The following is a 21,216-nucleotide window of genomic DNA, read 5'->3' on the forward strand; positions in this document are numbered from 1 at the left end:
GACGGCGGGCGTCGCGCGCGCAATGGCAGCCGGATGGCGGTTGCCGCACCCTCGCGCGGGATCCGACCATCGAGGGGTACGGCAAGCCCCCTCCGTGGAAGGAAGTCCTCATGGCGTTCCACCCCAACCTCGATCCCGACCTGCGTGCCGCCCTGGAGAGCGCGCCGTTCCCGGCGTTCGACGTGACGGCGCTCGACGCCGAGGAGCTGGCCGGGCACCGGGCCCAGATCCACGCGATGCTGGCCGCCATGCCGCCCGCCGAGACCGAGGTGCGGATCGAGGACCGCCGTGTCCCCGGCCCCGACGGCGAACCGGACATCCGGGTCCGCGTCTACCGCCCCGCGCAGGACGGCGCCGGCCGGCCCGGCCTCTACTGGATCCACGGCGGCGGCATGATCGTCGGCATGCCCGAGGTGGACGAGGCCACGATGATCGAGTACGTCGAGCGGCTCGGCGTCGTCGTGGTCTCCGTCGACTACCGCCTGGCGCCCGAGCACCCGCACCCCGCGCCGGTCGAGGACTGCTACGCCGGGCTGATGTGGACCGCCAAGAACGCCGAAGAGCTGGGCATCGACCCCGCCAGGCTGGCCGTCGGCGGGGCCAGCGCGGGTGGGGGGCTGGCCGCCGGGACCGTGCTGCTCGCCCGCGACCGGGGCGGGCCCGAGGTGGTCCTCCAGCTGCTGATCTGCCCGATGCTCGACGACCGCAACACCACCCCGTCGAGCCTGGAGTTCACCGAGGCCGTGGTCTGGGACCGGGCCGCGAACCTCTACGGCTGGTCCGCCCTGCTCGGCGACCGGGCGGGCGGCCCGGACGTCCCGCCGTACGCGGCGCCGGCGCGGGCCGAGGACCTGTCGGGGCTGCCGCCCGCGTTCGTCGACGTGGGCGAGCTGGAGGTGTTCAGGGACGAGGACATCGACTACGCCCAGCGGCTCGCGCGGGCCGGGGTGTCCACCGAGTTCCACCTCTACCCGGGGGCGTTCCACGGGTTCGACGTCATGGTGCCGGACACCCCGCTGAGCAGGCGGGCGCGGGAGACCCGGCTGGCCGCGCTCAGGCGGGCCTACCGCCTGTAGCGGTGGGGGCGTTCGCGAGGAGGCGCAGCAGGGCCAGGGCGAGGTGGGCGCGCAGGCGTCCGGCCGGGTCGGCGAGGGAGAAGCCCAGCACCGACTCCGCCCGCGCGATGCGGCCCGCCATCGAGCTGTGGTGCAGGTGCAGCCCGGCGGCGGCGGCGCGGACCGATCCGGCCGAGCACAGCGCGCGCACCGCGAGCAGGTGGTCCTCGCCCAGCCGCGCCGTCGCCCGCACGTCGGCCAGCTCCGCGACGGCCGGGCCGGGCAGGTCGGCGAACAGCGCGAGCGCGCCGAGATCGGTCCAGCGCACCACCCGGTCGTGCGGGCCGGTGAAGCGCAGCGCCGTGCGGGCCTTGGCCCACGACTCGGCGGCGTGCGACCCGGGCAGCTCGGGGCCGATGCCCACGCGGGCGCCCTCGGGCAGCTCACCCTCGACGGTGGTGGCCACCAGCACGGCCTGGGTGTCGCCGATCCGCGCCGTACGCACGCGGTGCCCCATCGCCCGCAACCCGGCCGCGAGCGGGTCGCGGGGGAGGGCGAACGCCATGGCCTGGAGTGGGGTGGTGGGGGCGAAGCCGAGCAGCCGCAGCGCCCGTGCCCGTTCCGCCTCGCCGGTCTCGGCCGACAGCACCAGCTCGACCAGCGCCGGGTCCTGGCCCTCGCGGGCCTGCGCGGCGGCGCGTTCCAGGGTCAGCTCGGCGGCGGCGGCGAACCGTTCGAGCACGATGTCGTCGAGGCCGTGAGGAGCGCCCTCGCGTTCCATCCACACGCTGCCCAGGCCGCCGCTCAGCTCCCTGGCCCGCGCCCCCTCCCCGGCTCCCTCCCCGGCTCCCTCCCCGGTCCCTGGCGTCTCCGCGTCGGCGGGCCGGCCGTCGGGGCCCGTCCGGAGGCGCCGGCCGCCGGTGGCGTCGTGCAGGCCGACCGGACATCGCGCCAGCCGCGCGGTGGCCGCGAGCAGCACGGGCACGGTCACGTGGTCGCGCACCAGGGAGTCGAAGTAGGCGATGACCCGCACCGCGCTCTCGGCGTCGGTGTCGAGCGTGGACAGCCGGAGCAGAAGACCCTGCACGACGTCCAGACTAGGCCGACCGGCGGCGGCCTGGCCAGTAGACCAAGCGTGCGCTAGTTTGGTTTCGTGGATCTCGACTTCTCCCTGGCCGAGCTGGACTTCCGCGCCGAGGTTCGCGACTGGCTGGCCGCCCACGTGCCCGAGCGGCTTCCGCCGATGGACACCGACGAAGGTTTCCAGGCCCACCGCTCCTGGGAGGCGCTGCTGGCCGGCGAGCGGCTGTCGGTCGTCTCCTGGCCCCGCGAGTACGGCGGCCGGGCCGCGTCCCTGATCGAATGGTTGATCTTCGAGGAGGAGTACTGGGCCGCCGGCGCCCCCGCCAGGGTCAGCCAGAACGGCATCTTCCTCCTGGCCCCCAGCCTCATGCGCTTCGGCACCACCGAGCAGCGGCGGCGCTGGCTGCCCCGGATGGCGACCGCCGAGGACGTGTGGGCGCAGGCCTGGTCCGAGCCCGAGGCCGGCAGCGACCTCGCCGCGCTCACCGCGCGCGCCGAACGCACCGACGGCGGCTGGCTCCTGTACGGCCACAAGACCTGGAGCTCCCGAGCCGCCCACGCCTCCCACGGCTTCGGCCTCTTCCGCACCTCCGGCGCGCGGCACAAGGGCCTGACGTACTTCCTGTTCCCCCTGGACGAGGTCGCCGTCCGGCCGATCGCCCAGCTCGACGGCCTGCCCGGGTTCGCCGAGCTGCACTTCGACGGGGTGTTCGCGCCCGACTCCATGGTGCTCGGCGAGCCCGGCGACGGCTGGCGGATCGCGATGTCCACCACCTCCTCCGAACGCGGCCTGACCCTGCGCAGCCCCGGCCGCTTCCTCGCCACCGCCGACCGCCTCCTCGACCTGGCCCAGGACGCCGACCCCGCCCTGGCCGACCGGGCCGCGCGCTGCTGGACGGCGGCCGAGGCGTACCGGCTGCACACCTTCGCCACCGCCCGCCGGATCATGGCCGGGGCCGAGATCGGGGCGGCGGCCAGCATGGGCAAGGTGTTCTGGTCGGAGCTGGACCTGCGTATGCACGAGCTGGCCATGGAACTGCTCGGCGACCGCGCCGGCGGGACGGCCTGGCTGGACGGCTTCCTGTTCTCGCTGGCCGGGCCGATCTACGCGGGCACCAACGAGATCCAGCGCAACATCATCGCCGAGCGTGTCCTGGGCCTGCCCCGATGACCCCTCTGGAGTCGCCCTCATGCACTTCGCCTTCACCGACGAGCAACTCGCCCTGGGGGCGACCGTACGCGACGTGCTGCGGGCGCACTGCCCGCCCGGCGCGCTGCGGACCGAACGCCGTCCGGCCTGGGATCGGCTCGCCGAGCTGGGGTTCTTCGGGCTGCTCCTGCCGCCGGAGCTCGACGGGCTCGGGCTCGGGCTGACCGACGTGCTGCCCGCGGTCGAGGAGACCGGGCGGGCCTGCCTGCCGGGGCCGGTGGTCGAGACGGCGGTGGCGGCGGCGTTCCTGACGCCCGGGCTGTCCAAGCTGGCCGCGGGTGGGGTGTGCGTCGGGGTGCTGCTGCCGGGGGAGGCGTACCTGGCCGACGCCGATCTCGCCGACGTGCTGGTCGTGGCGCGTACGGGGGAGGGGGTGCGGGTGCTGCCGGGGCACGAGGCTCGGCTCACCGCCGTGCCGGGGGTGGATCCGTGCCGGCCGATGTTCGACGTCGCCCTCGATGCGTCCGGACATGATGATCCCGGCGCGGACCGGGTGGCGCTCGCGGCGCGGGCCGTCGCGGTGGCGACCGCCGCCCAGCTGGTCGGGGTCGCGCGGGAGCTGCTCGCGGTCTCGGTGTCGTACGCGGGGGTCAGGAGGCAGTTCGGCGCGGCGATCGGATCCTTCCAGGCGGTCCGCCACCAGCTCGCCGACGTGGCGGTCGCCGTCGAGTTCGCCGCGCCGCTGGTGCACCGCGCGGCGCTGTCCGTGGACCGGGGCGCGCCCACGGCCGGACGGGACGCGAGCGCCGCCAAGGCCGCGGCGGGCGAGGCGGCGACGCTGGCCGCCCGGGTCGCCCTGCAGACCCACGGCGCGATCGGCTACACCGAGGAGCTGGACCTGCGGTTCTGGCTCGCGCGGGCCTGGTCGCTGTCGGCCGCGCACGGCACCACCGCCGCCCACCGCCGACACGTCCGCGCCTGCCTGCGCACCCGCGACCTGCGGAGGTACCCGTGAAGTACGGCGTGCCGCTGGGGCTGCTGCACCCGGACGCCTGGAAGGACGTGGCCGTGGCCGCCGACGAGCTGGGGTTCGAGTCGGTGTGGCTGCCCGAGCACCTGGTGTTCGCCACCGACCTGTCGCTCGCCGTCTACCCGGGCACCGAGGACCCCGGCATCAGGCCGACGACCCCGCTGTTCGACGCCCCGGCCTACCTGTGCTGGCTGGCCGGGCTCACCACCCGCGTCCGGCTCGGCACCGCCGTGCACCTGCCGGCCCTGCGCCACCCGTTCGTCTCGGCCCGCGCCTTCGCCACCCTGGACGTGGTGTCGGACGGACGGGCGATCTGCGGCGTGGGCGCGGGCTGGTACCGCGGGGAGTGGGCGGCGGCCGGGCTGCCCTTCGAGACCCGCGGCGCCCGCCTGGACGAGGTCATCGAGGTCGTCCGGCGGCTCTGGACCGAACCCGTGGTCGCCCATTCCGGACGGTTCTACCGGTTCCCCGAGGTCGCCTTCGAGCCCAAGCCCGTGCAGGGGCGGCTGCCGGTGCTCGCGGGCGGGGAGTCGGCGGCGGCGCTGCGCCGGGCGTCCCGGCTGTGCGACGGGTGGATCAGCATGCCGCACACGATCGAGTCCATCAGGCCGCAGGTGGCGCGGCTGGGGGCGGGGGTGCCGGTGACGGCGCACGCGTACGCGCTGGGCTCTCCCGGGGAGGTGGCCGCCTGGGCGGAGCTGGGGGTGGACCGGCTGATCGTCCGGCCGTGGACGCGCAGCCGGGACGCGGTCACCCGCCTGGCCGCCTTCGCCGCCGAGTACGACGTGACCTGACCTGCCCCGCCCGGCCGCCGGGCCGTCCTCAGGCGGGCTGACGCCCCCAGTCGGGGGTGCTGACGATCTCGCGGGTGGGGGCGCGGTGACGGCGGCCTCGCAGGGGGGCGTCCTGGACGAAGGCGTCGACGGTGCTCGTGCCGCCGGACTCCTGGCGCCGGCTGCGCGGGTGCTGCGAGACCGTCGTGGCGGCGTGACGGTGGCGGCGGCCGCGCGGGACGGAGTCGGCGGTGAACTCGTCCATGAAGAAGACGCGCTCGGCGGCGTACGTGTCCGGGAGCGGCTCGCTGCGGCGGCGACGGCCCTGGTACGTCGCGCCGATCCCGGACGCCTGGGCGGCCCGCGGCGTCGTCCTCGTCCGGGCGGCCACCTCGGCCCCGGGACGGGGGCTGGGGGAGAAGGCGCTGAACGTGCTCGTCGCCGGGGGAAGCGAGATCGGCACCATCGGGCCGGTGTCGAACATGGGCTCGAAGGGCGCCGTGTCGGGGGCGGACCGGAACGAGGCGCTGTCCAGCCGCCGCGGCGGTGCCATCCGGTCGGTGAACGCCTCGAACGCGTCCACACCGGCCGCGAGCTCCACGCCGCCCGCGGGGCCGAACTCGGGGACGGGGGCGGCGAGCTCGAAGGGGGCGGCGGTGGTCCGCAGCGGGGACGGGCGGGTGTGTTCGTGGCGCGTCTCCGCGGGACGGCGGCGACGCCGGTGGCGTGAGGGGGCGGCGTGCGTGCCGCGCCTGGAACGCGTCCCGGCAAGGGGCACGGCGACGGGTACGGGAACGGGCACGGGCAGAGCGATGGGCACGGGAACGGGCAGAGCGACGGGCACGGCGATGCCCGCAGCTACGCCCGCAGGGGTGCTCTGCGCCGAAGTGACGCTCAGCGCGGCGGTGCTCAGGGTGACGCCTTCCCCTGCGGAGAGGCTCGGCGCGGAGGCGGCGCGTACGCGGGCGGCCCTCGCGGCGGTCGCCGGGCGGAGGCGGCCCTGGCGGGTCTTCGCCAGGGCGACGAGCGCCAGCGCGGCGATCAGCGCGGACCCGACCAGCGACGGGGAGCCGATCGTGGACAGCGAGCCGGGCGAGGAGGCGTCCACGAGCGCGGGAAGGGGCTCGGCGGTGGCGGACGTGGTGTCGGCGGTCGTCGCCTTGGCGTGCTTGGACTTCTGTCCCGACCTCCCGGCCGCCGCCGTCGGCACGGGCGCCGCCTCCGTCCCGGGCGAGGCGGACGTCGAGGGCGCGGCGGGCGACGCCGTAGGCGAGGACGCCGTGGTCCTGGCCGGCTTGTCGGACTCGGCCTTCGGACGCGCCGCGAGCGGGACCTCGGCGGCGCGCTCCTGCTCGACGTGCGGGATCAGGGAGCTGAGCGAGTCGGCGGGAAGCTGGAGCGTTCCCCCGTCGGTGCCGGGCCTGGCGGGCGTCGCCGCCTGCTCGTCGGCCCGCTGCTGCGCCGCCTCCTCGTCGAGGCGGGCCTTGATGCGCTCGGGGTAGCCGTAGCCGACGACCTTGCTGGTGTCGCGCTCCTTGCGCTTGGCGACGCCGCCGTCGATGTTGCCCTCGATGGTGAAGATCGTGTCGCCCTCGACCCGCGTGACGATGCCGACGTGGTCGATGTTGTCGATCTTGCCGGTGCCGCTCCAGTCGTAGAAGACGATCGCGCCGGGCTTGGGCGTCCTCCCCCAGGCTCCCTGAGCCTTGAACCATTCGGCGTGCCGTACGGTCCAGGCGAACTGCCCGATCCACTCCTGGTAGCCGAGCTTGTGCGCGGCCCAGGAGAGGTACATGTCACACCAGGGTGCGGCGGAGTAGTCGGCGTCGAACTCGACGGTCTTGCCGTACCAGTCGCCGAACTTGGTGTACGCACCGGCCTTCTCGGAGTAGCCGAGCTGGCTTTCCAGCAGGTCGATGTATTTCTGCATCTCGGGCGTCATGGAAGTATGGGGGAACCTTCCGGTCAAGATCCGGATTTATCCACACATGCTTGGGTACACGGGGGTAACCCGGGACATGTGTGGCAAATTCGGAAACCTGTGGTCTTCCGTGCGGTGCGAGGTTACCGCTTCGTGACCAAGGTCAAGCACACCCCAAGAGCGGGTAAAGACATCACCGGGCGCATAACAGCAGCTCAACCAAGCTGCCGGAGCCGCCCAGGGTGGGTGATTTAACAGGAAGAGTGCCGCGTGTCGTGCCGGGAGCCTAGTAACCGGCGCCCGTCAGCAGCCCTCCGTCCACCGTGAACTCGCTCCCTGTGCAGTAGCTGGCCCGGTCCGAGGCCAGGAACGCCACCACGTGCGAGACCTCCACCGGCTTCGCGAACCGCTTGATGACCATGGACTTCACGAACGCCTCCGCGTCCACCTCGGCCATCAGGTCCGGGTTCACCGCCATCGCCGTGTTGATCGCCCCCGGATGCACCGAGTTCACCCGGATCTTGAACCGGGCCAGCTCCCGCGCCGCGGACTTGGTCAGCCCGCGCACCGCGAACTTCGAGGCCGCGTACGCCGACAACCCCTCCGCCCCGACGAACCCCTCGATCGAGGAGATGTTGACGATGGCGCCGCGCCCGGCCGCCTTCATGGGGTCGATCACCGACTTGACCCCCAGCCAGGTGCCCTTGAGGTTCACGTCGATCACCCGGTCGAAGTCCTCGGGGGCCATGTCCTGGATGCGGCCGTAGGTGAGGATGCCGGCGTTGTTCACCAGGACGTCCAGCCGGCCGTGCAGCTCGGTGGCCGTGCCGACGGCCCGCCGCCATTCGTCCGGGCTGCGCACGTCGTGCCGCACGTACGTGGCCCCGGTCCCGGCGGCCAGCGCCTTGCCCTCCTCCTCCAGCACGTCGCCGAAGACGACCCGCGCGCCCTCCTCCAGGAACAGCCGCACGTGCGACTCGCCCATGCCCCTGGCCCCGCCCGTGATCAGCGCGACCTTGCCGTCAAGCAGTCCCACGACTACCTCCTGCCGCGACGGCCGCCGCGGCCGCCTCCATGGAGCGGTAGACGGGGACGCCCGCCGCCGCCGCGATCCGCCGTACCTCGTCCTCCACGCCCGCGGGCGCGCACTCGCCGTTCCTGGTGACGAGCGTGATCCTGACGCGCGGCAGCGCCTCCTGCGCGCCGGCCAGGGCCCGCGCGTAGGCGTACAGGGGCTCGGCCGCGTCGCCGTAGGTGAAGAAGCTCTGCACGTTCACGTGGGCGACCACGTCAGCGCACGGCTCCCGCCGGACGATCGCCTCGATCACCTCCGGCACCAGCCCGGGACGCCCGCGCGGCCCCACCGGCACCTCCAGCGGGTTGCCCGCGGCGGCCAGGCCGAGCCCGTCGAGCGCGCCGTCCGGCAGCGGGGCGAGCCGCACGCCGGCCCGGTCGAACGCGTCGGCGGCCAGCACCCCCGCGCCGCCGCTCGGCCCGATCACCAGCACCCGGTCGCCGTCCGTCGCACGGGAGCCGTGCGCCTGGAAGAAGGCCAGCACGCCGATCAGGTCGTCCTGGGAGGAGACCAGCGCCGTGCCGGTCTGGGCCGCGACCGCCGCCCACACCCGCAGGTCGCTCAGCATGCCGCCGGTGTGCGAGAGCGCCGCCCGCTGTCCCTGCGAGCTGCGCCCGCCGACCAGCAGCACCACCGGCAGCCCGGCCGCGCGCAGCGCCTCGTGCAGCTCCCGGCCGCCGCGCGGGTCCTCCAGGTAGAGCCCGACGGCCCGGGTCTCGGGGTCGCGGGCCAGCCACGACAGCAGTTCGGCGGGGGTCACGTCGGCCGCGTTCCCCACGGTGACGACCCGGCTGAACGCCAGCCCGCGCCGCTCCCCGACCTTGATCACCTCACCCGCGAGGCCGCCGCTCTGCGAGATCAGCGCGACCGTCCCCGCCGGTCCGACGCCGCCGCCGACGAACGTCTGCCGGCCGCGCGGGCAGTACACGCCCATGCAGTTGGGGCCGAGCAGCCGGGTGCCCGCCGCGCGGGCGGCCCCGGCCAGATCGCGTTCCAGGTCCGCGCGTCCGGCCTCGCCGAACCCGCCGCTCATCACCTGCACGTACGGAATGCCCGACGCCTGCCGCACGACCTCGGCGCACCGCTCGGCGGGCACCGCCACCAGCGCGTAGTCCACGTCGGCGGCGGCCAGCGACGGCACCGCGGGCACCCCCGCCACCTCGGCGGCCGACGGGTGCACGGCCACCAGCGGCACCCCGGCGGCTCTGTAGAAGTCGAGGAACATGTTCCCGAAGTTCGGCCTGCTCGCCGAGGCGCCGACGACGGCCACCGCGCGGGGTTCGAAGAGCGGCAGGAAGTCCGCCGGTTCGCGGACGGCGGGCGGGCGCGCCCGGCCGGGCAGGTAGCGTGCGTCCACCGCGGTCACTCCCGAAGGGGTGGCGATGACCGGGTTCAGCTCGAACTCGCCCAGTTCCAGCCGTTCCCACAGGCCGCCTGGGCCGCCGACCGTCATGAGCAGCTTGACCACGGCGGCCACGTCCACGGGCGGGCTGCCGCGGTGGCCGTGCAGGAGGGCCGCGCCACGCAGCTCGTCCAGCATGAGCCGCGCGTCCCGCTCGGAGATCGGGCAGAGGCGCAGCGCCGTGTCGCGCATCGCCTCCGTCCAGACGCCGCCCAGCCCGGTCAGCAGCACCGGGCCGAACCCCGGGTCGCCGACCAGCCCGACGATCAGCTCCACCCCGGCGGGCGCCTGCTCCTCGACCAGGAACCCCTCCACGTCCAGCCGGGAGCGCATCTCCGCGGCCGCCGCGGCGAGGCCGTCCGCCCGCAGGCCGAGCCGTACGGCCCCCGCCTCCGACTTGTGCACCAGTCCCGGGCCGAACGCCTTCAGCACCAGCGGCTCGGCCAGCTCACCGGCCGCCGTGAAGTCCAGGTCGCGCACCACGACCCCGCGCGGCACCGGCACCCCGGCCCCCGCGACCAGCTCCTTGACCTCGTGCTCGCGGGGAACGTCCCGGCTGTCGTGCGCGCGAGGGTCGCGGCCGTCGTGCTCGCGGGGGTCGCGGCGGGCGTCCCCGCTCCCGTGCTCCTGGGCGCTCACCCGAGCAGGTGCCCGTGCTGCTCGCGGATCCGGCGGCGCAGCAGTTTGCCGGGGCCGCCGGAGGCGTCCTGCGAGTGCGGCAGCTCGCCGGTCACCACGATGTGGTCCGGCCGCTGATGCGGCGGCAGCGTGTCGGCCAGGGCGAGCGACAGCTTGGCGGCGTCCAGCGACTGCCCGGCGCGTGGCACGACCGCCAGCAGCACCCGCTGCTCGGCCGCCCCCTCGGGCACGCCCACCGCGCCGGCCTCGGCCACGCCGTCCAGGGCCGAGACGGCCTCCTCGATCGTGGCCGGCTGCGTCCACCGGCCGTGCTTGAGTATGGAGTCCTCCCGGCGGCCGAGGACGCGCAGCACGCCGTCGGCCGACAACGTGCCGAGGTCGCCGCCCACGTACCACTCGCCGCGCAGGACGCCGTGGTCGTCCGTCCCGTCGTAGCCCGCCATGCGGTGCGGCCCGGCCAGGTTGATCTCGCCTACCTCGCCGGTCACGGCGGCGCCGGACGGGCCGGTGATCCGTACGGCGTTGCCCGTGCGCGCCCGCCCGGACGACCCGAGCGGCGTCGAGCCGTCGTCCACGCGGCCCATGCACGTGTACGGCGCCTCGGTCTGCCCGTAGTAGGAGTAGACCCCGGCCCCGGGCAGCCTGGCCTTGATCCGGTCGAGCATGGTCGCGGTCAGCGGCTCGCCGCCCAGCATGATCACCTGGATCGACGACAGGTCCACGCCCTCGTGCTCGGACGTCCCCAGCAGCGCCGCGTAGAACGACGGGATCTGCGACACGTGCGTGACCCGTTCGCGCGGCACCACGCGCAGGAAGTTCGCCGGCCCCCAGTCCTGCTCCAGCACCAGGCGCATGCCCGCGTACAGGGCGGGGCCGACGATGGCGGGGAAGCCGATGCCCCAGATGATCGCGCCGGTGCCGAACACCGAGTCGGGGCCGCGCGGCACGTCCAGCCAGATCTGGGCGGTCGCCAGGGAGGAGGCGTGGGTGTGCACGACGGCCTTGGGCAGGCCGGTCGTGCCGGAGGTGTAGTAGAGGGCCAGCGGGTCGTCGTGGAAGCCGCCCAGCGGCGGTTCCCCCTCCCGGCCGCCGGTCAGCTCGCCGGCGTCGATCCAGGTGGTGACCTCAGGGAGGGCGTCCCTGATGCCGTCGACCAGCTCGGCGACCGTGGAGTCGTACACGAAGGCCGTGCAGCCGGAGGCGGCCACCACCGCCCGCAGCGTCTCGGCCGGCCAGTACGGGTTGAGCGCCGCCGTCACCGCTCCGATCTTGGCCTGGGCGAGGTAGACCTCGGCGACCAGCAGCGTCTCGTTGAGCAGCGCCGCCACCCGCTGCCCGGCGGTGATCCCGGCCGCCAGCAGCGCGTTCGCCCGGCGGTTGACGGCCCGGTTCAGCTCGTCGTAGGTGAAGCTGCGCTCGCCGCAGTACGTCAGCGCCACCCGGTCGGGCGTGCGCAGCGCTCCCGCGGTCAGGATCGCGTGGCCGTAGTTGCCGTAGGGTGATCGCGCCATGGGGGGTGCCTCCAGGTCAGAGGGGCGAGTAGAGCACGAACGTGTTTCCTGAGGGGTCGCGCAGCACGGCCCGCCGCTCGTGCGGCCCGTCCTCGGGCGCGCGCACCACCTCGGCCCCGCGCGCCGCCATCTCGCGCACCGCGACCGCCACGTCGTCCACCTTGTACGACGGCGCCGCCGACGCGGTGACGTGCTCGGCGGGACCGGCCAGCGCCACGGTGACGCCGCCGCCGTCCAGCGCGGCGAACCTGTCGCCGTCCCTGAACTTCACCGGCAGGCCGTAGAAGGCGATCGCCTCGTCCAGGTCGGCTACGGGGATGAGCACGTTGCCGAGCTTCACACGGGCCTCCAATGCGGCAGATCGTCCACGAACGTCACCCGCACCGGCATCCCGACGCGGACCTCCTCCGGCGCGCACCCCACGACGTGCCCGAACGCGCGCACACCCTCGTCCAGGTCCACCCACGCCGGCACGTACGGCTCCCGCCCCCGGTAGCCGGGCGCGAACGACCGGTGCACGACGGTGAACGTGTGGACCGTCCCCGTGCCCCTGGCGGGCTCGGCGGCCAGCTCGCCGCCGCCGCACGACGGGCACGACGGCTCGGGCAGGCAGCCGCGGCGGCCGCAGGACACGCAGCGCTGGATCACCAGCTGGCCGCGCGCCCCTGCGGCGCCGGTGGGGGAGGTGTCACCGCTCATCGCTGCCAAGCTAGCGCACGCTTGGTAGCCCGACAAGAGCCAACGCCTCGCGCCCCCTGCTCCTAGTGGCCGGGCACCAGCCCGCCCTCCCCTGAGGGGGAATCCGCCGGGGTGGGCGGGAGGGCGGCCGCCGGGGACGTCGCCCCCGGCGTGGGACGTGCCACGGGTTGCCCGCCGGCCGGCGACGTCGCCCCCGGTGCCGGGTGGTCCACGGGCTGCCCGCCGGTCGGGGACGCGGTGCCGGTCGGGGTGGCCGGTCCGGAGCGGGTCGGCGGTGGGGTCGGGCAGGCGGGGCCGTCCACCGCGACCTCGCTCACCTGCGGCCCGTTGACCGCCGCCGGCTCGGTCATGACGATGATCCCGAGGTAGGCCCGCACCCCGCAGTCCACGCTTCCGGGATCGTGCCGGACCCCGCTGGTGTAGGCGGTGCTGCCGCGCAACGTGCGGGTCTCCCGCCGCTCGGTGGTGACCGGCCCGTCGCCCAGCCGCCGCGTGTACGCGATCCGCAGCCGCACCGGCCCGGTGCCGTCCGCGGACACCCTGATCGCGCCCGCCGAACCGCTCCACCGCGCGATGCTCGCCTCCCGCACGGCGGGCGGCGGCAGGGCGCTCCCGCTCTGCGCCCGCGTCGGCATCGGCGGCGGCATCGGCGGCGCGGCACTCGTGGGCGCGGGCGGGCCGGTGGAGACGTGCGGCCCGCCGGTGGGGGCGGGCGGGGGCGCGCTGCTGCGAGCCGTGGCGGGCGTGCTCCTGCGGGGCGTCGGCGTGTGGGCGTCGACCGGTGCCGGGTTCAGCTCGCCCGACGGCTTCGGCTGCGGCATCAGGATCGTGCCCGCCCCCGGCGACAGCCGTCCGCCGGAGATCACGAGGGCGATCGCCACGGCGACCACCGTCGCGCCCGCCACCCACAGGTGTGGTGGCAGCGCGGGCAGCCGGACCGCCCGCCCGCCGAACCCGGCCGGGGCGCGGGCGTCCCGCTCGGTCCTGGCCGCCAGCGGGAAGCGCAGCGCCAGCAGCGTGGCCAGCTCGGCGAGCCGGCGGCGGCCCCGCTGCTCCCAGTCCGGCCCGTACCCCGCGACGGCGTCCTCCTCCAGTTCGGCGGCGAACTGCCGGGCCGAGGCGTACCGGGCCGCCGGGTCCTTCGCCAGCCCGCGTCTGAGCAGGTCGCGCAGGGCGTCCGGGACCACCTCCAGCGGCACCGGATCCGTCAGGTGCAGCTCCCGCAGGGCCGCGACGTCCTGCTCGCCGTCCCCGCCCTCCTTGTACGCCCGGTAGGGCGGCCGCCCCCTGACCGCCTCGAACAGCACGCAGGCCGCCGCGTACAGGTCGGCCGGCGGCCCCGCCCGTCCCTGCGTCCACAACTCCGGCGACATGTACGCCGGGCTCCCCGCCGGCACCCCCGGCTCCTCGGCGTGCACGACCACGCCGAAGTCGGCCAGCTTGCTCGTGCCGTCCGCCTGGACCAGGACGTTCTCCGGCTTGACGTCCCGGTGCGGCACGCCCCTCTCGTGCGCGGCGGCCAGGGCGGCGAGGATGCCCTTGAGCAGCACCAGGGCCGCCTCCGGGGCCGTCCGGCCGTGCTCGGCCAGCAGCGTGCGCAGCGAGACGCCGTCCACCAGCTCCATGACGACGGCGGCCCGGGACGGGGTCTCGACGTACTCGTAGACGCGGACCACGTTGGGGTCGTCGATCTCGACGAGCTGATGGGTGTCGGCCCTGAAGCGGTCCATGAACCCGGGGTCCCTGCGCAGGGTGGCGTTAAGGTACTTGATCGCGACGTAGGCGCCGGTGGACTGGTAGGTGGCGAGGAACACGCGGCCGGTGCGGCCCGCGCCGAGCTGACGAACTTCACGGTAACCAGGGACCAAGTCCAACCCCCATCAGGCATGCCGTCGTGCATTCGACGGTCTCACCCGGGGTGTGGGTTGTCACGTCTGGAGAAATTTCGCTGTTTGTGATGAAAGGTGACGTCCGGTGAGGTCGTGGGGGCGGTGTTATGCTGTGGCGTACCCAAGCAAGCGCTCGGCTAAATGACGGAGGGTGCGGGTGGAGCGGTCGGCCGTGCTGGTGATGGAGATGCAGCGGGGGGTCGTCGGCGATCTCACGAAATTTCCGGATTTGGTGGCGGTCTGTGCCCGTCACGACGTCGTCCCCAACGCCGCCCGCGTCCTGCGCACGGCCCGAGCGGCCGGGCTCCCGGTGATCCACTGCACGGCCGCCTTCCGGCCGGACCGGGCGGGCTCGCACACCGGCAACTGCCCGTTCATCGTCTCCCTGCTCAAGGACCCCGCGCACATGCTGGAGGGCACGGCCGCTGTGGAGGTGCTGCCCGAGCTGCGCGAGGACGGCGACCTGGAGAGCCGGCGGCACCACGGGTTCTCGCCGTTCACCGGCACCTCGCTGGACATGACGCTGCGCTCCCTGGGCGTCTCGTCCGTGGTCGCGATGGGGGTCTCGCTCAACCTGGGCATCCCGGGGCTGGCGCTGGAGGCGGTCGACCTCGGCTACCGGGTGACGGTGGTGCGGGACGCGGTGGCCGGGATCCCCGAGGACTACGCGGAGGCCGTCCTGCGCAACACGATCGGCCTGCTGGCCACCCGCGTCGCCGCGGCCGACCTCGTCCGGGCGTGGACGTGATGGACGGCCTGCGCCTCGACGGCCGCGTCGCCGTCGTCACCGGGGGAGCGGGCGCGATCGGCACGGCCGTCGCCACCGACCTCGCCGCGCTCGGCGCCCGCGTCACCGTCGCCGACGTGGACCTGCCGGGCGCCCGCCGGACGGCCGCGGCGCTGGCCGGGGCGCGGGCGCTGGCCGTGGACCTGGCCTCGCCCGCCTCCGTCGAGGCGTTCTGCGCCGAGACCGGGCCGGTGGACGTGCTCGTGCACAACGCCGGGGTGTCGGTCGTGCGGCCGTTCACGGCGAGCGACCCGGCGGACTGGGACCTCATGTGGCAGGTCAACCTGCGTGGCCCGATGCTCATGACCAAGCTGCTCCTGCCCGGCATGACGGCCAGGGGCTGGGGACGGCTGGTGTTCGTCTCCTCCGACGGCGCCAGGGCCGGGTCGGGCGGCGAGGGCGCGTACGCGGCGACCAAGGCGGGCCTGTTCGGCCTGGCCAAGACGCTCGCCCGGGAGGCCGCGAGGGGCGGGGTGACCTCGAACGTCGTCTGCCCAGGGCCGACCGACACCCCGATGCTCCGGCGGATCTCCGAGGCCGAGCCGGGGCTGGTGGACAAGATCGCCAAGGGGATCCCGCTGCGCAGGCTGGGCACGCCCGCCGACGTCGCGGGGCTGATCGCCTACCTGTGCACCGACCGCGCCGCCTACATCACCGGCCAGACGTTGTCGGTGAGCGGCGGCGTGACCATGCAGTGACGCGCGCCGTGGGGTCACAGGGAGCGGTAGACGGCCTCGATGAGGCGCAGGCCGCGCAGGTTGCCGGTGAGGCTGTCGGCCATCCGGTTCATCACGTACCCGAAGGCCAGGTTGCGGGCGGGGTCGCCCATGCCGAGCGAGCCGCCCATCCCCGAGTGGCCGAACGCGGTCGCCGACGGCATCGGGAACGTGAACGACGGGCGCATGTAGCCGAGCCCGAACGCGGTGTCCATGAACAGCACGCGGTCGGGGCCGCTGACGCGGGGGCGCAGGGCGTCCTGGAGGGTCGCGGAGCTCAGCAGGTCGCCGCCGACCAGCGCGCGGTAGAACCCGGCCAGGCCCTTGGCGGTGGTGACGACCCCGGCGGCGGGCCATCCGGCGCGCAGGATCACCGGGTTGTTCGCGCCGCCGTCGAGCAGGCGGATGGCCGGGTTGCCGAGCGCCCGGTTCATCAGGCTGCCCGGATCGAGCACCGCCCGTCCCATCTCGCCCAGCAGATCCCGCCCCCCACCGGCGCCGGGCCCGGTCCCTCCGCCGGAGGGCGCCGGGGTGTCGGGGGTGGGGTTCTCGGGACCGGGGCGGGGGCGGGCAGGGGCCTTGAGGCGGGCGGCGCGGGGGATCACGTCGTCGGGCGCGCCGACCCAGAGGTCCAGCCCCAGCGGCCCGGCGATCTCCGCCGCCACCAGCTCGCCCACCGACTTCCCGGTGACCCGCCGCACCACCTCCCCGACCAGGAAGCCGTACGTCAGCGCGTGGTACCCGTGCGCCGTCCCCGGCTCCCACAGGGGCGTCTGACCGGCGAGCCGGGCCGCGATGGCGGGCTGGTCCTCGAACTCCGCCACCGGCACCGGAGTCTCGATCACCGGCAGCCCGCAGGAGTGCGTCAGCACGTGCTCGACCGTGACCGCCTCCTTGCCCCCGGCGGCGAACTCCGGCCACACGTCGGCGACCGGCGCCCGCACGTCCACCAGCCCCCGCTCGGCGAGCCGCAGCAGCACGGTGGCCGTCACGGCCTTGGTGCACGAGTACGCGAAGGCCGGGGTGCCCGCCTCCCAGGCCCGTCCCGTGTGCCGGTCGGCGACGCCGTCCCACAGGTCCACGACCAGCTCGCCGTCGAGGTGGACGGCCACCGCGGCGCCCAGCTCCTCGCCCTCGGCGAAGTTCCGCTCGAACGCCTCGCGCACGCGGGAGAACCGGGGATCGCAGTACATCAGACCTCCGCAGGAAAGGAAGCGCTTACTTGGTGCACGAGCCTAACAACTGGGGACGATTCGGCCCAGACGATCAGCGGGGCACCCTCAACCTGCTGACCCCCGCCGTCGTCCTGGAGGCCCTGCGCAGCGCCGTCACCGGCGAGGTGCTGAGCCTGGCCATGCCGATCAGGGGAGCCACCTCCTCGGCGGCCCCCACGACCGTCCCCCACCTGCGGGGCCGTCCGCTGCCGCAGCACTTCATGTCCGTGGACGGCGGCGACTACGCCGCGGGCGCGCGGCCGGTCGGCGACGGCCTGCGCGTGGCCGACGACGCCCTGCTGGTGAGCCACCACGGCACCACCACCCACATGGACGCGCTGTGCCACATGTGGACCGGCGACCGGCTCTACAACGGCCACCCGGCCGCCCGCGTCCGCTCCTACGGCGCCACCAGGTGCGGGATCGAGCACGTCGGCGGCGTGGTGGCCAGGGGCGTGCTGTTCGACGTGCCCCGGCGGCTCGGGCTCGACCACCTGCCGGCGGACTTCCGGATCCCCGCCGGGCTGCTCCAGGAGATCGCCACGCCGCGCCCCGGCGACGTCGCGGTGGTCCGTACGGGATGGCCGCTGGTGTGGCAGCGGTCGCGCGAGGAGTACTGGGCGGGGCAGCCGGGGTTGTCGGCGGAGGCCGGCGCCTGGCTGGCCGCCCAGGACGTGTCGGTGGTGGCCTGCGACAACGCCGCCGTGGGCGGCCTGAACGAACGTCAGCTCGCCGACGAGTGCGCCGCCGACGATCTGCACCTCATCCTGCTCCACCGGCACGGCGTCCACCTGGTCGAGATGTTGTGGCTGGAAGAGCTGGGCGCGGCCGGGCGGACGGAGTTCGTCTTCGTGGCCGCGCCGCTGCGCATCGAGGGAGGCACCGGCAGCCCGATCACCCCGCTCGCCGTCCTGTGAGCGCGCCGGGTCACCAGGTGACGGGCAGGCTCCTGACGCCGTACACGGAGGCGTCGTGCTTGACCGGCACCTCGGCCGCCGGCACGGCCAGGCGCAGGCCAGGGAAGCGCTCGAACAACGCCCGGTAGCCGATCCGCAGCTCGATCCTGGCGAGCTGCTGGCCGAGACACTGGTGCACGCCGTGCCCGAAGGCCAGGTGGCGGCGCGCCTCCGGACGGTCCGGGACCAGCCGGTCGGGGTCGGCGTACACGGCCGGGTCGCGGTTGATCACGGGCAGGGACAGGGCCACGGTCTCACCCGCCCTGACCGTCACGCCCGCCACCTCCACGTCCTCCAGCGCGGCTCTGGACGGCGCGCCGAGATGCAGGATCGACAACCAGCGCAGCAGCTCCTCGACCGCGCCCTCCTCGTACGGGCACCCGCGCTCCAGCAGCGCGAACACCCCCAGCGCCAGCATGTTCGCCGTGGTCTCGTGGCCCGCCACCAGCAGGATCACCGCGAGTCCGGCGAGCTCGTCGTCGTCGAGCTCGCCGGTCAGGTCGCCGATCAGGCCGCCGTCCGGTTCCAGGCGCCTGCGGCGGACCAGGTCGCGCAGGTAGCCGGTCAGCTCGGCGAGCGCCCCCGCGCCGTCCGCGCCGAAGGTGACGAGCCGGGCGCTGAGCTCCTGGAACCGGTCGTGATCGGCGTACGGGACGCCGAGCAGCTCACAGATGACCAGCGACGGGATCGGCAGCGCGTACGCCGTCACGAGGTCGGCCGGCGGCCCGGCGGCGGCCATGGCGTCGAGGTGGTCGGCGGCGATGCGGTCGATCCGCGGTTCGAGCAGGCGCATCCTGCGCAGCGTGAACCGGCCGGTGAGCAGCCGGCGGTAGCGGGTGTGCTCCGGCGGGTCCAGCGCCGCGAAGAAGCCCGGCGGGGCGGGGGCGCCGAGCCCGGCGGGGCCCCCGGGCGCGGCCCGGTGCTTGAGCTCCTGCCGGGCGCTGAACCGGGGATCCCCCAGCACCGCGCGGGCGGCCTCGGCGGTGGTGGCCAGCCAGCCGAGATGGCCGTCGGCGAACTCCAGACGGCTCATCGCCGGAAGGCCCGACAGCCCGGCCGGGGGATCGAAGGGACATTCCGCGGGACGTTCGATGGGAAGTCGCATAAATATGAGAGTAGGCTCTCAATTGAGAGTTGCATAGCAATATCCATCGATCTCCGACGATTGGACGCGCGGGCCGCCGGCCCGGAGAATGCGGTGACATGAGCGAACGACCTGCCCAGGGCCTGCGCGAGCGGAAGAAGGCCAGGACCCGCGCCCTGATCCAGAAGGAGGCGCTGCGCCTGTTCCGCGAGCAGGGCTACGCGGCGACGACCGTCGAGCAGGTCGCCGAGGCGGCGGAGGTGGCGCCCAGCACCGTCTTTCGCTATTTCCCGACGAAGGAGGATCTGGTGCTGGTCGACCAGTTCCCGCCCTTCGTCGAGGCGCTCAGGGCCGTGCCCGCCGAGGTCGGGCCCGTCCAGGCCGTCCGCGCGGCCATGCGGGCGGTCACGGACGCCCAGACGCCGGAGGAGATCGCCGACGGCATGGAACGGGAGAAGCTCATGCTCACCGTCCCCGAGCTGTGGGCGGCCAGCCTGGAGAACGTCACCGGCGTGCTGAGCACGCTGCGGGAGGAGCTCGCGGCGCGCCAGGGCCGGGACGCGGACGACCCGGAGATCAGGAACGTCACGGGGGCCGTCACGGGCGTGATGGTGGCCCTGTGGTTCGAGTGGGTCCGCAACCCGGCCATGGACGGCCCCGCCGAGCTGGACAAGGCGCTCGCGCACCTGGAGGCCGGGCTTCCGGTGCGGCCCGGCCCGCACCGGGCGGCCGGGCGCGCGGGTCAGGCGCCCGGGTAGTTGCCGCCGCCGTACGCGGCGTCGAGGGCGTCGTAGTCGGGGGTGAAACCCTGCTTGGGGATGGCGTCGGCGAACACCACCTCCCGCGGCCTCTTGTACGCCGCCAGCTCACCCCTGACGTGCGCGACCAGGTCCTCCTGCGAGGCGGCGGCGTCCGGCCTGAGCACGACCACCGCCTTGACCGCCTGGTGCCAGCGGGGGTCGGGCACGCCGATCACCGCGGCGTCGGCGACGGCCGGGTGGGTCCTGAGCGCGCGCTCGACCTCGGCCGGGTAGATGTTCTCGGCGCCCGACTTGATCATGCGGAGCCGGGGGCCGATGAAGGTGATGGTGCCGTCGGGTTCGCGGCGGCCGAGGTCGCCGGTGTGATGCCAGCCGTACCGCGACTTCTTCGCATTTAAGTCGGGTCGGGCGAAATATCCGGAAAAGAGGGTCTTGCCCCTCGCGCAGATCTCGCCCACCTCGCCCACCGGCACCTCATCGCCCTCGGGATCCAGGATGCGCACCTGGACCAGCGGCGACGGCCGTCCCGCGAACCCCGCGCCGCCCTCGGCCAGCCCGAGGAAGGTGAGCATGCCGCCCACCTCCGTCTGCCCGTACCCGCCCATCTTCGAGCGGCACCAGGGCGAGTCGTCCACGGTGATCATGTCGTCCCACTCGGCGGAGTGGGCGACGAAGCGCAGCGAGGACAGGTCGTACTTGCCGCCCGCGTTCGCCGCCGCGACCGCGTCGATCATCGGCCCGAACAGGAACGCCTGCGTCACCCGCTCGGCGTCGACCAGCCGGCAGACCTCCTCGGCGTCGAAGGCGGGCGTGAACACGTTCGTGCCGCCGATCTGGAGGGTGGCCAGGCAGAACATCATCGTCCCGACGTGGAAGAGCGGCCCGTCGTTGAGGAAGGTGAACCCCGGCTCCATCTGCCGTACGACGAGCAGCGTGGCGCTGTGGGCCACCAGGGCGGCGCTGCTGAGCAGGGCGGCGCCCGGCCGGCCGCCGAACGCGGCGGTGTAGAGGGCGAGCACCGGCTCGGCGTCGTCCACCTGCGGGAACTCGCGCGGCGAGCCCCCGGCGACCAGTTCCTCGTACGCGTCGCCCGCGCGCACCCACGTGGCCTCGTCGGCCAGCTCGGCGGCGGTGTCGGAGTGCTCCCAGACGACGACCCTCGGCGCCAGGTCGGCCAGGACGAACCGCAGCTCGTCCGCCGACTGCCGCCAGTTGGCCGGGCAGAGCACCGCGCCCAGGCGGGAGCAGGCCAGCAGCAGCTCCAGCACGGCGTGCGAGTTCTGGCCGAGCCACATCACCCGGTCACCGGCGGCCACGCCACGCCCGGCCAGGGCGTCGGCCAGCCGCGTCACGCGGGCGTCCAGCTCGGGGTAGGTGAGCCGCACGTCCCCGTCCACCACGGCGATGACCCGGGGGCGGCTGCGGGCGTGGTCGGCCAGGACGTCGGACAGGGTGAGGCTGTGGATCATCG

The 21,216-nt window shown here is 74.6% G+C and carries 19 protein-coding genes; 8 read left to right on the forward strand and 11 right to left on the reverse strand.

Annotated elements, in window-relative coordinates:
• The first annotated feature begins 110 nt into the window (after nucleotides 1–110).
• Nucleotides 111–1,076, forward strand: coding sequence for an alpha/beta hydrolase (locus ABZ444_RS23525; protein ID WP_358000486.1), 966 nt, complete (start codon nucleotides 111–113; stop codon nucleotides 1,074–1,076).
• Here ABZ444_RS23525 and ABZ444_RS23530 read toward each other — a convergent pair.
• Nucleotides 1,054–2,142, reverse strand: a complete 1,089-nt coding sequence (locus ABZ444_RS23530; RefSeq protein WP_358000489.1) for a helix-turn-helix domain-containing protein — start codon at nucleotides 2,140–2,142, stop codon at nucleotides 1,054–1,056. The genes ABZ444_RS23525 and ABZ444_RS23530 overlap by 23 nt on opposite strands.
• A gap of 66 nt (nucleotides 2,143–2,208) precedes the next feature.
• On the opposite strand from ABZ444_RS23530, the gene ABZ444_RS23535 reads away from it, so the two are divergent.
• Genes ABZ444_RS23535 through ABZ444_RS23545 form a run of 3 tightly spaced genes read left to right on the forward strand, consistent with a single transcriptional unit; the run spans nucleotide 2,209 to nucleotide 5,112 of the window.
• Nucleotides 2,209–3,309 (forward strand): acyl-CoA dehydrogenase family protein, encoded by a 1,101-nt coding sequence (locus ABZ444_RS23535; protein WP_358000492.1) that lies wholly within the window; start codon nucleotides 2,209–2,211, stop codon nucleotides 3,307–3,309.
• A gap of 19 nt (nucleotides 3,310–3,328) precedes the next feature.
• Entirely contained in the window at nucleotides 3,329–4,303 is a 975-nt protein-coding gene (locus ABZ444_RS23540) for an acyl-CoA dehydrogenase family protein (protein WP_358000495.1), read from the forward strand.
• Nucleotides 4,300–5,112 (forward strand): TIGR03619 family F420-dependent LLM class oxidoreductase, encoded by an 813-nt coding sequence (locus tag ABZ444_RS23545; RefSeq protein WP_358000498.1) that lies wholly within the window; start codon nucleotides 4,300–4,302, stop codon nucleotides 5,110–5,112. Before ABZ444_RS23540 ends, ABZ444_RS23545 begins: the two co-directional genes overlap by 4 nt.
• Nucleotides 5,113–5,140: 28 nt before the next feature.
• Here ABZ444_RS23545 and ABZ444_RS23550 read toward each other — a convergent pair whose 3' ends face one another.
• From ABZ444_RS23550 to ABZ444_RS23580, 7 genes are all read right to left on the reverse strand, one after another.
• Nucleotides 5,141–7,033 carry a CHAP domain-containing protein gene (locus ABZ444_RS23550; RefSeq protein WP_358000501.1) on the reverse strand — a complete coding sequence of 631 codons (1,893 nt, stop codon included), beginning with the start codon at nucleotides 7,031–7,033 and terminating at the stop codon, nucleotides 5,141–5,143.
• Between the two features lie 265 nt (nucleotides 7,034–7,298).
• Nucleotides 7,299–8,048 carry a glucose 1-dehydrogenase gene (locus ABZ444_RS23555; protein WP_358000504.1) on the reverse strand — a complete coding sequence of 250 codons (750 nt, stop codon included), beginning with the start codon at nucleotides 8,046–8,048 and terminating at the stop codon, nucleotides 7,299–7,301.
• The gene (locus ABZ444_RS23560) at nucleotides 8,035–10,128 is read right to left on the reverse strand and encodes an acetate--CoA ligase family protein (RefSeq protein ID WP_358000507.1); all 2,094 of its coding nucleotides are present in this window, start codon (nucleotides 10,126–10,128) and stop codon (nucleotides 8,035–8,037) included. Before ABZ444_RS23560 ends, ABZ444_RS23555 begins: the two co-directional genes overlap by 14 nt.
• The gene (locus tag ABZ444_RS23565; RefSeq protein ID WP_358000510.1) at nucleotides 10,125–11,639 is read right to left on the reverse strand and encodes a class I adenylate-forming enzyme family protein; all 1,515 of its coding nucleotides are present in this window, start codon (nucleotides 11,637–11,639) and stop codon (nucleotides 10,125–10,127) included. Before ABZ444_RS23565 ends, ABZ444_RS23560 begins: the two co-directional genes overlap by 4 nt.
• 16 nt (nucleotides 11,640–11,655) lie before the next feature.
• A complete protein-coding gene (locus tag ABZ444_RS23570) occupies nucleotides 11,656–11,979 on the reverse strand; it encodes a VOC family protein (protein WP_358000513.1) in 324 nt (107 codons plus the stop codon).
• Nucleotides 11,976–12,338, reverse strand: coding sequence for an OB-fold domain-containing protein (locus ABZ444_RS23575; RefSeq protein ID WP_358000516.1), 363 nt, complete (start codon nucleotides 12,336–12,338; stop codon nucleotides 11,976–11,978). Before ABZ444_RS23575 ends, ABZ444_RS23570 begins: the two co-directional genes overlap by 4 nt.
• Before the next feature lie 62 nt (nucleotides 12,339–12,400).
• Nucleotides 12,401–14,206, reverse strand: coding sequence for a protein kinase (locus ABZ444_RS23580; RefSeq protein WP_358000519.1), 1,806 nt, complete (start codon nucleotides 14,204–14,206; stop codon nucleotides 12,401–12,403).
• Nucleotides 14,207–14,384: 178 nt separating this feature from the next.
• Here ABZ444_RS23580 and ABZ444_RS23585 point away from each other — a divergent pair, with 178 nt between their 5' ends.
• Together ABZ444_RS23585 and ABZ444_RS23590 are read left to right on the forward strand one after the other, a co-directional pair.
• A complete protein-coding gene (locus ABZ444_RS23585) occupies nucleotides 14,385–14,975 on the forward strand; it encodes an isochorismatase family cysteine hydrolase (RefSeq protein ID WP_358000522.1) in 591 nt (196 codons plus the stop codon).
• Nucleotides 14,975–15,712 (forward strand): SDR family NAD(P)-dependent oxidoreductase, encoded by a 738-nt coding sequence (locus ABZ444_RS23590; protein WP_358000733.1) that lies wholly within the window; start codon nucleotides 14,975–14,977, stop codon nucleotides 15,710–15,712. Before ABZ444_RS23585 ends, ABZ444_RS23590 begins: the two co-directional genes overlap by 1 nt.
• Before the next feature lie 14 nt (nucleotides 15,713–15,726).
• On the opposite strand, the gene ABZ444_RS23595 is transcribed toward ABZ444_RS23590, so the two are convergent.
• On the reverse strand, nucleotides 15,727–16,923 hold the full coding sequence (locus ABZ444_RS23595) for a serine hydrolase domain-containing protein (protein ID WP_358000525.1): 1,197 nt from the start codon (nucleotides 16,921–16,923) through the stop codon (nucleotides 15,727–15,729).
• Between the two features lie 29 nt (nucleotides 16,924–16,952).
• Here ABZ444_RS23595 and ABZ444_RS23600 point away from each other — a divergent pair, with 29 nt between their 5' ends.
• On the forward strand, nucleotides 16,953–17,861 hold the full coding sequence (locus ABZ444_RS23600) for a cyclase family protein (RefSeq protein WP_358000527.1): 909 nt from the start codon (nucleotides 16,953–16,955) through the stop codon (nucleotides 17,859–17,861).
• Nucleotides 17,862–17,871: 10 nt separating this feature from the next.
• On the opposite strand, the gene ABZ444_RS23605 is transcribed toward ABZ444_RS23600, so the two are convergent.
• The gene (locus tag ABZ444_RS23605) at nucleotides 17,872–19,005 is read right to left on the reverse strand and encodes a cytochrome P450 (RefSeq protein ID WP_358000530.1); all 1,134 of its coding nucleotides are present in this window, start codon (nucleotides 19,003–19,005) and stop codon (nucleotides 17,872–17,874) included.
• 98 nt (nucleotides 19,006–19,103) lie between these two features.
• Between ABZ444_RS23605 and ABZ444_RS23610 the strand changes: the two genes are divergently transcribed.
• On the forward strand, nucleotides 19,104–19,742 hold the full coding sequence (locus tag ABZ444_RS23610; RefSeq protein ID WP_358000533.1) for a TetR family transcriptional regulator: 639 nt from the start codon (nucleotides 19,104–19,106) through the stop codon (nucleotides 19,740–19,742).
• Here the strand turns inward: ABZ444_RS23610 and ABZ444_RS23615 are convergent.
• Nucleotides 19,727–21,214: an AMP-binding protein gene (locus ABZ444_RS23615; protein ID WP_358000536.1), complete on the reverse strand. Its 1,488-nt coding sequence runs from the start codon at nucleotides 21,212–21,214 to the stop codon at nucleotides 19,727–19,729. The two genes, ABZ444_RS23610 and ABZ444_RS23615, sit on opposite strands and share 16 nt — an antisense overlap.
• Nucleotides 21,215–21,216: the final 2 nt, after the last annotated feature.

The sequence above is a fragment of the Nonomuraea sp. NPDC005730 genome (assembly GCF_040630865.1).
Taxonomy (GTDB): domain Bacteria; phylum Actinomycetota; class Actinomycetes; order Streptosporangiales; family Streptosporangiaceae; genus Nonomuraea.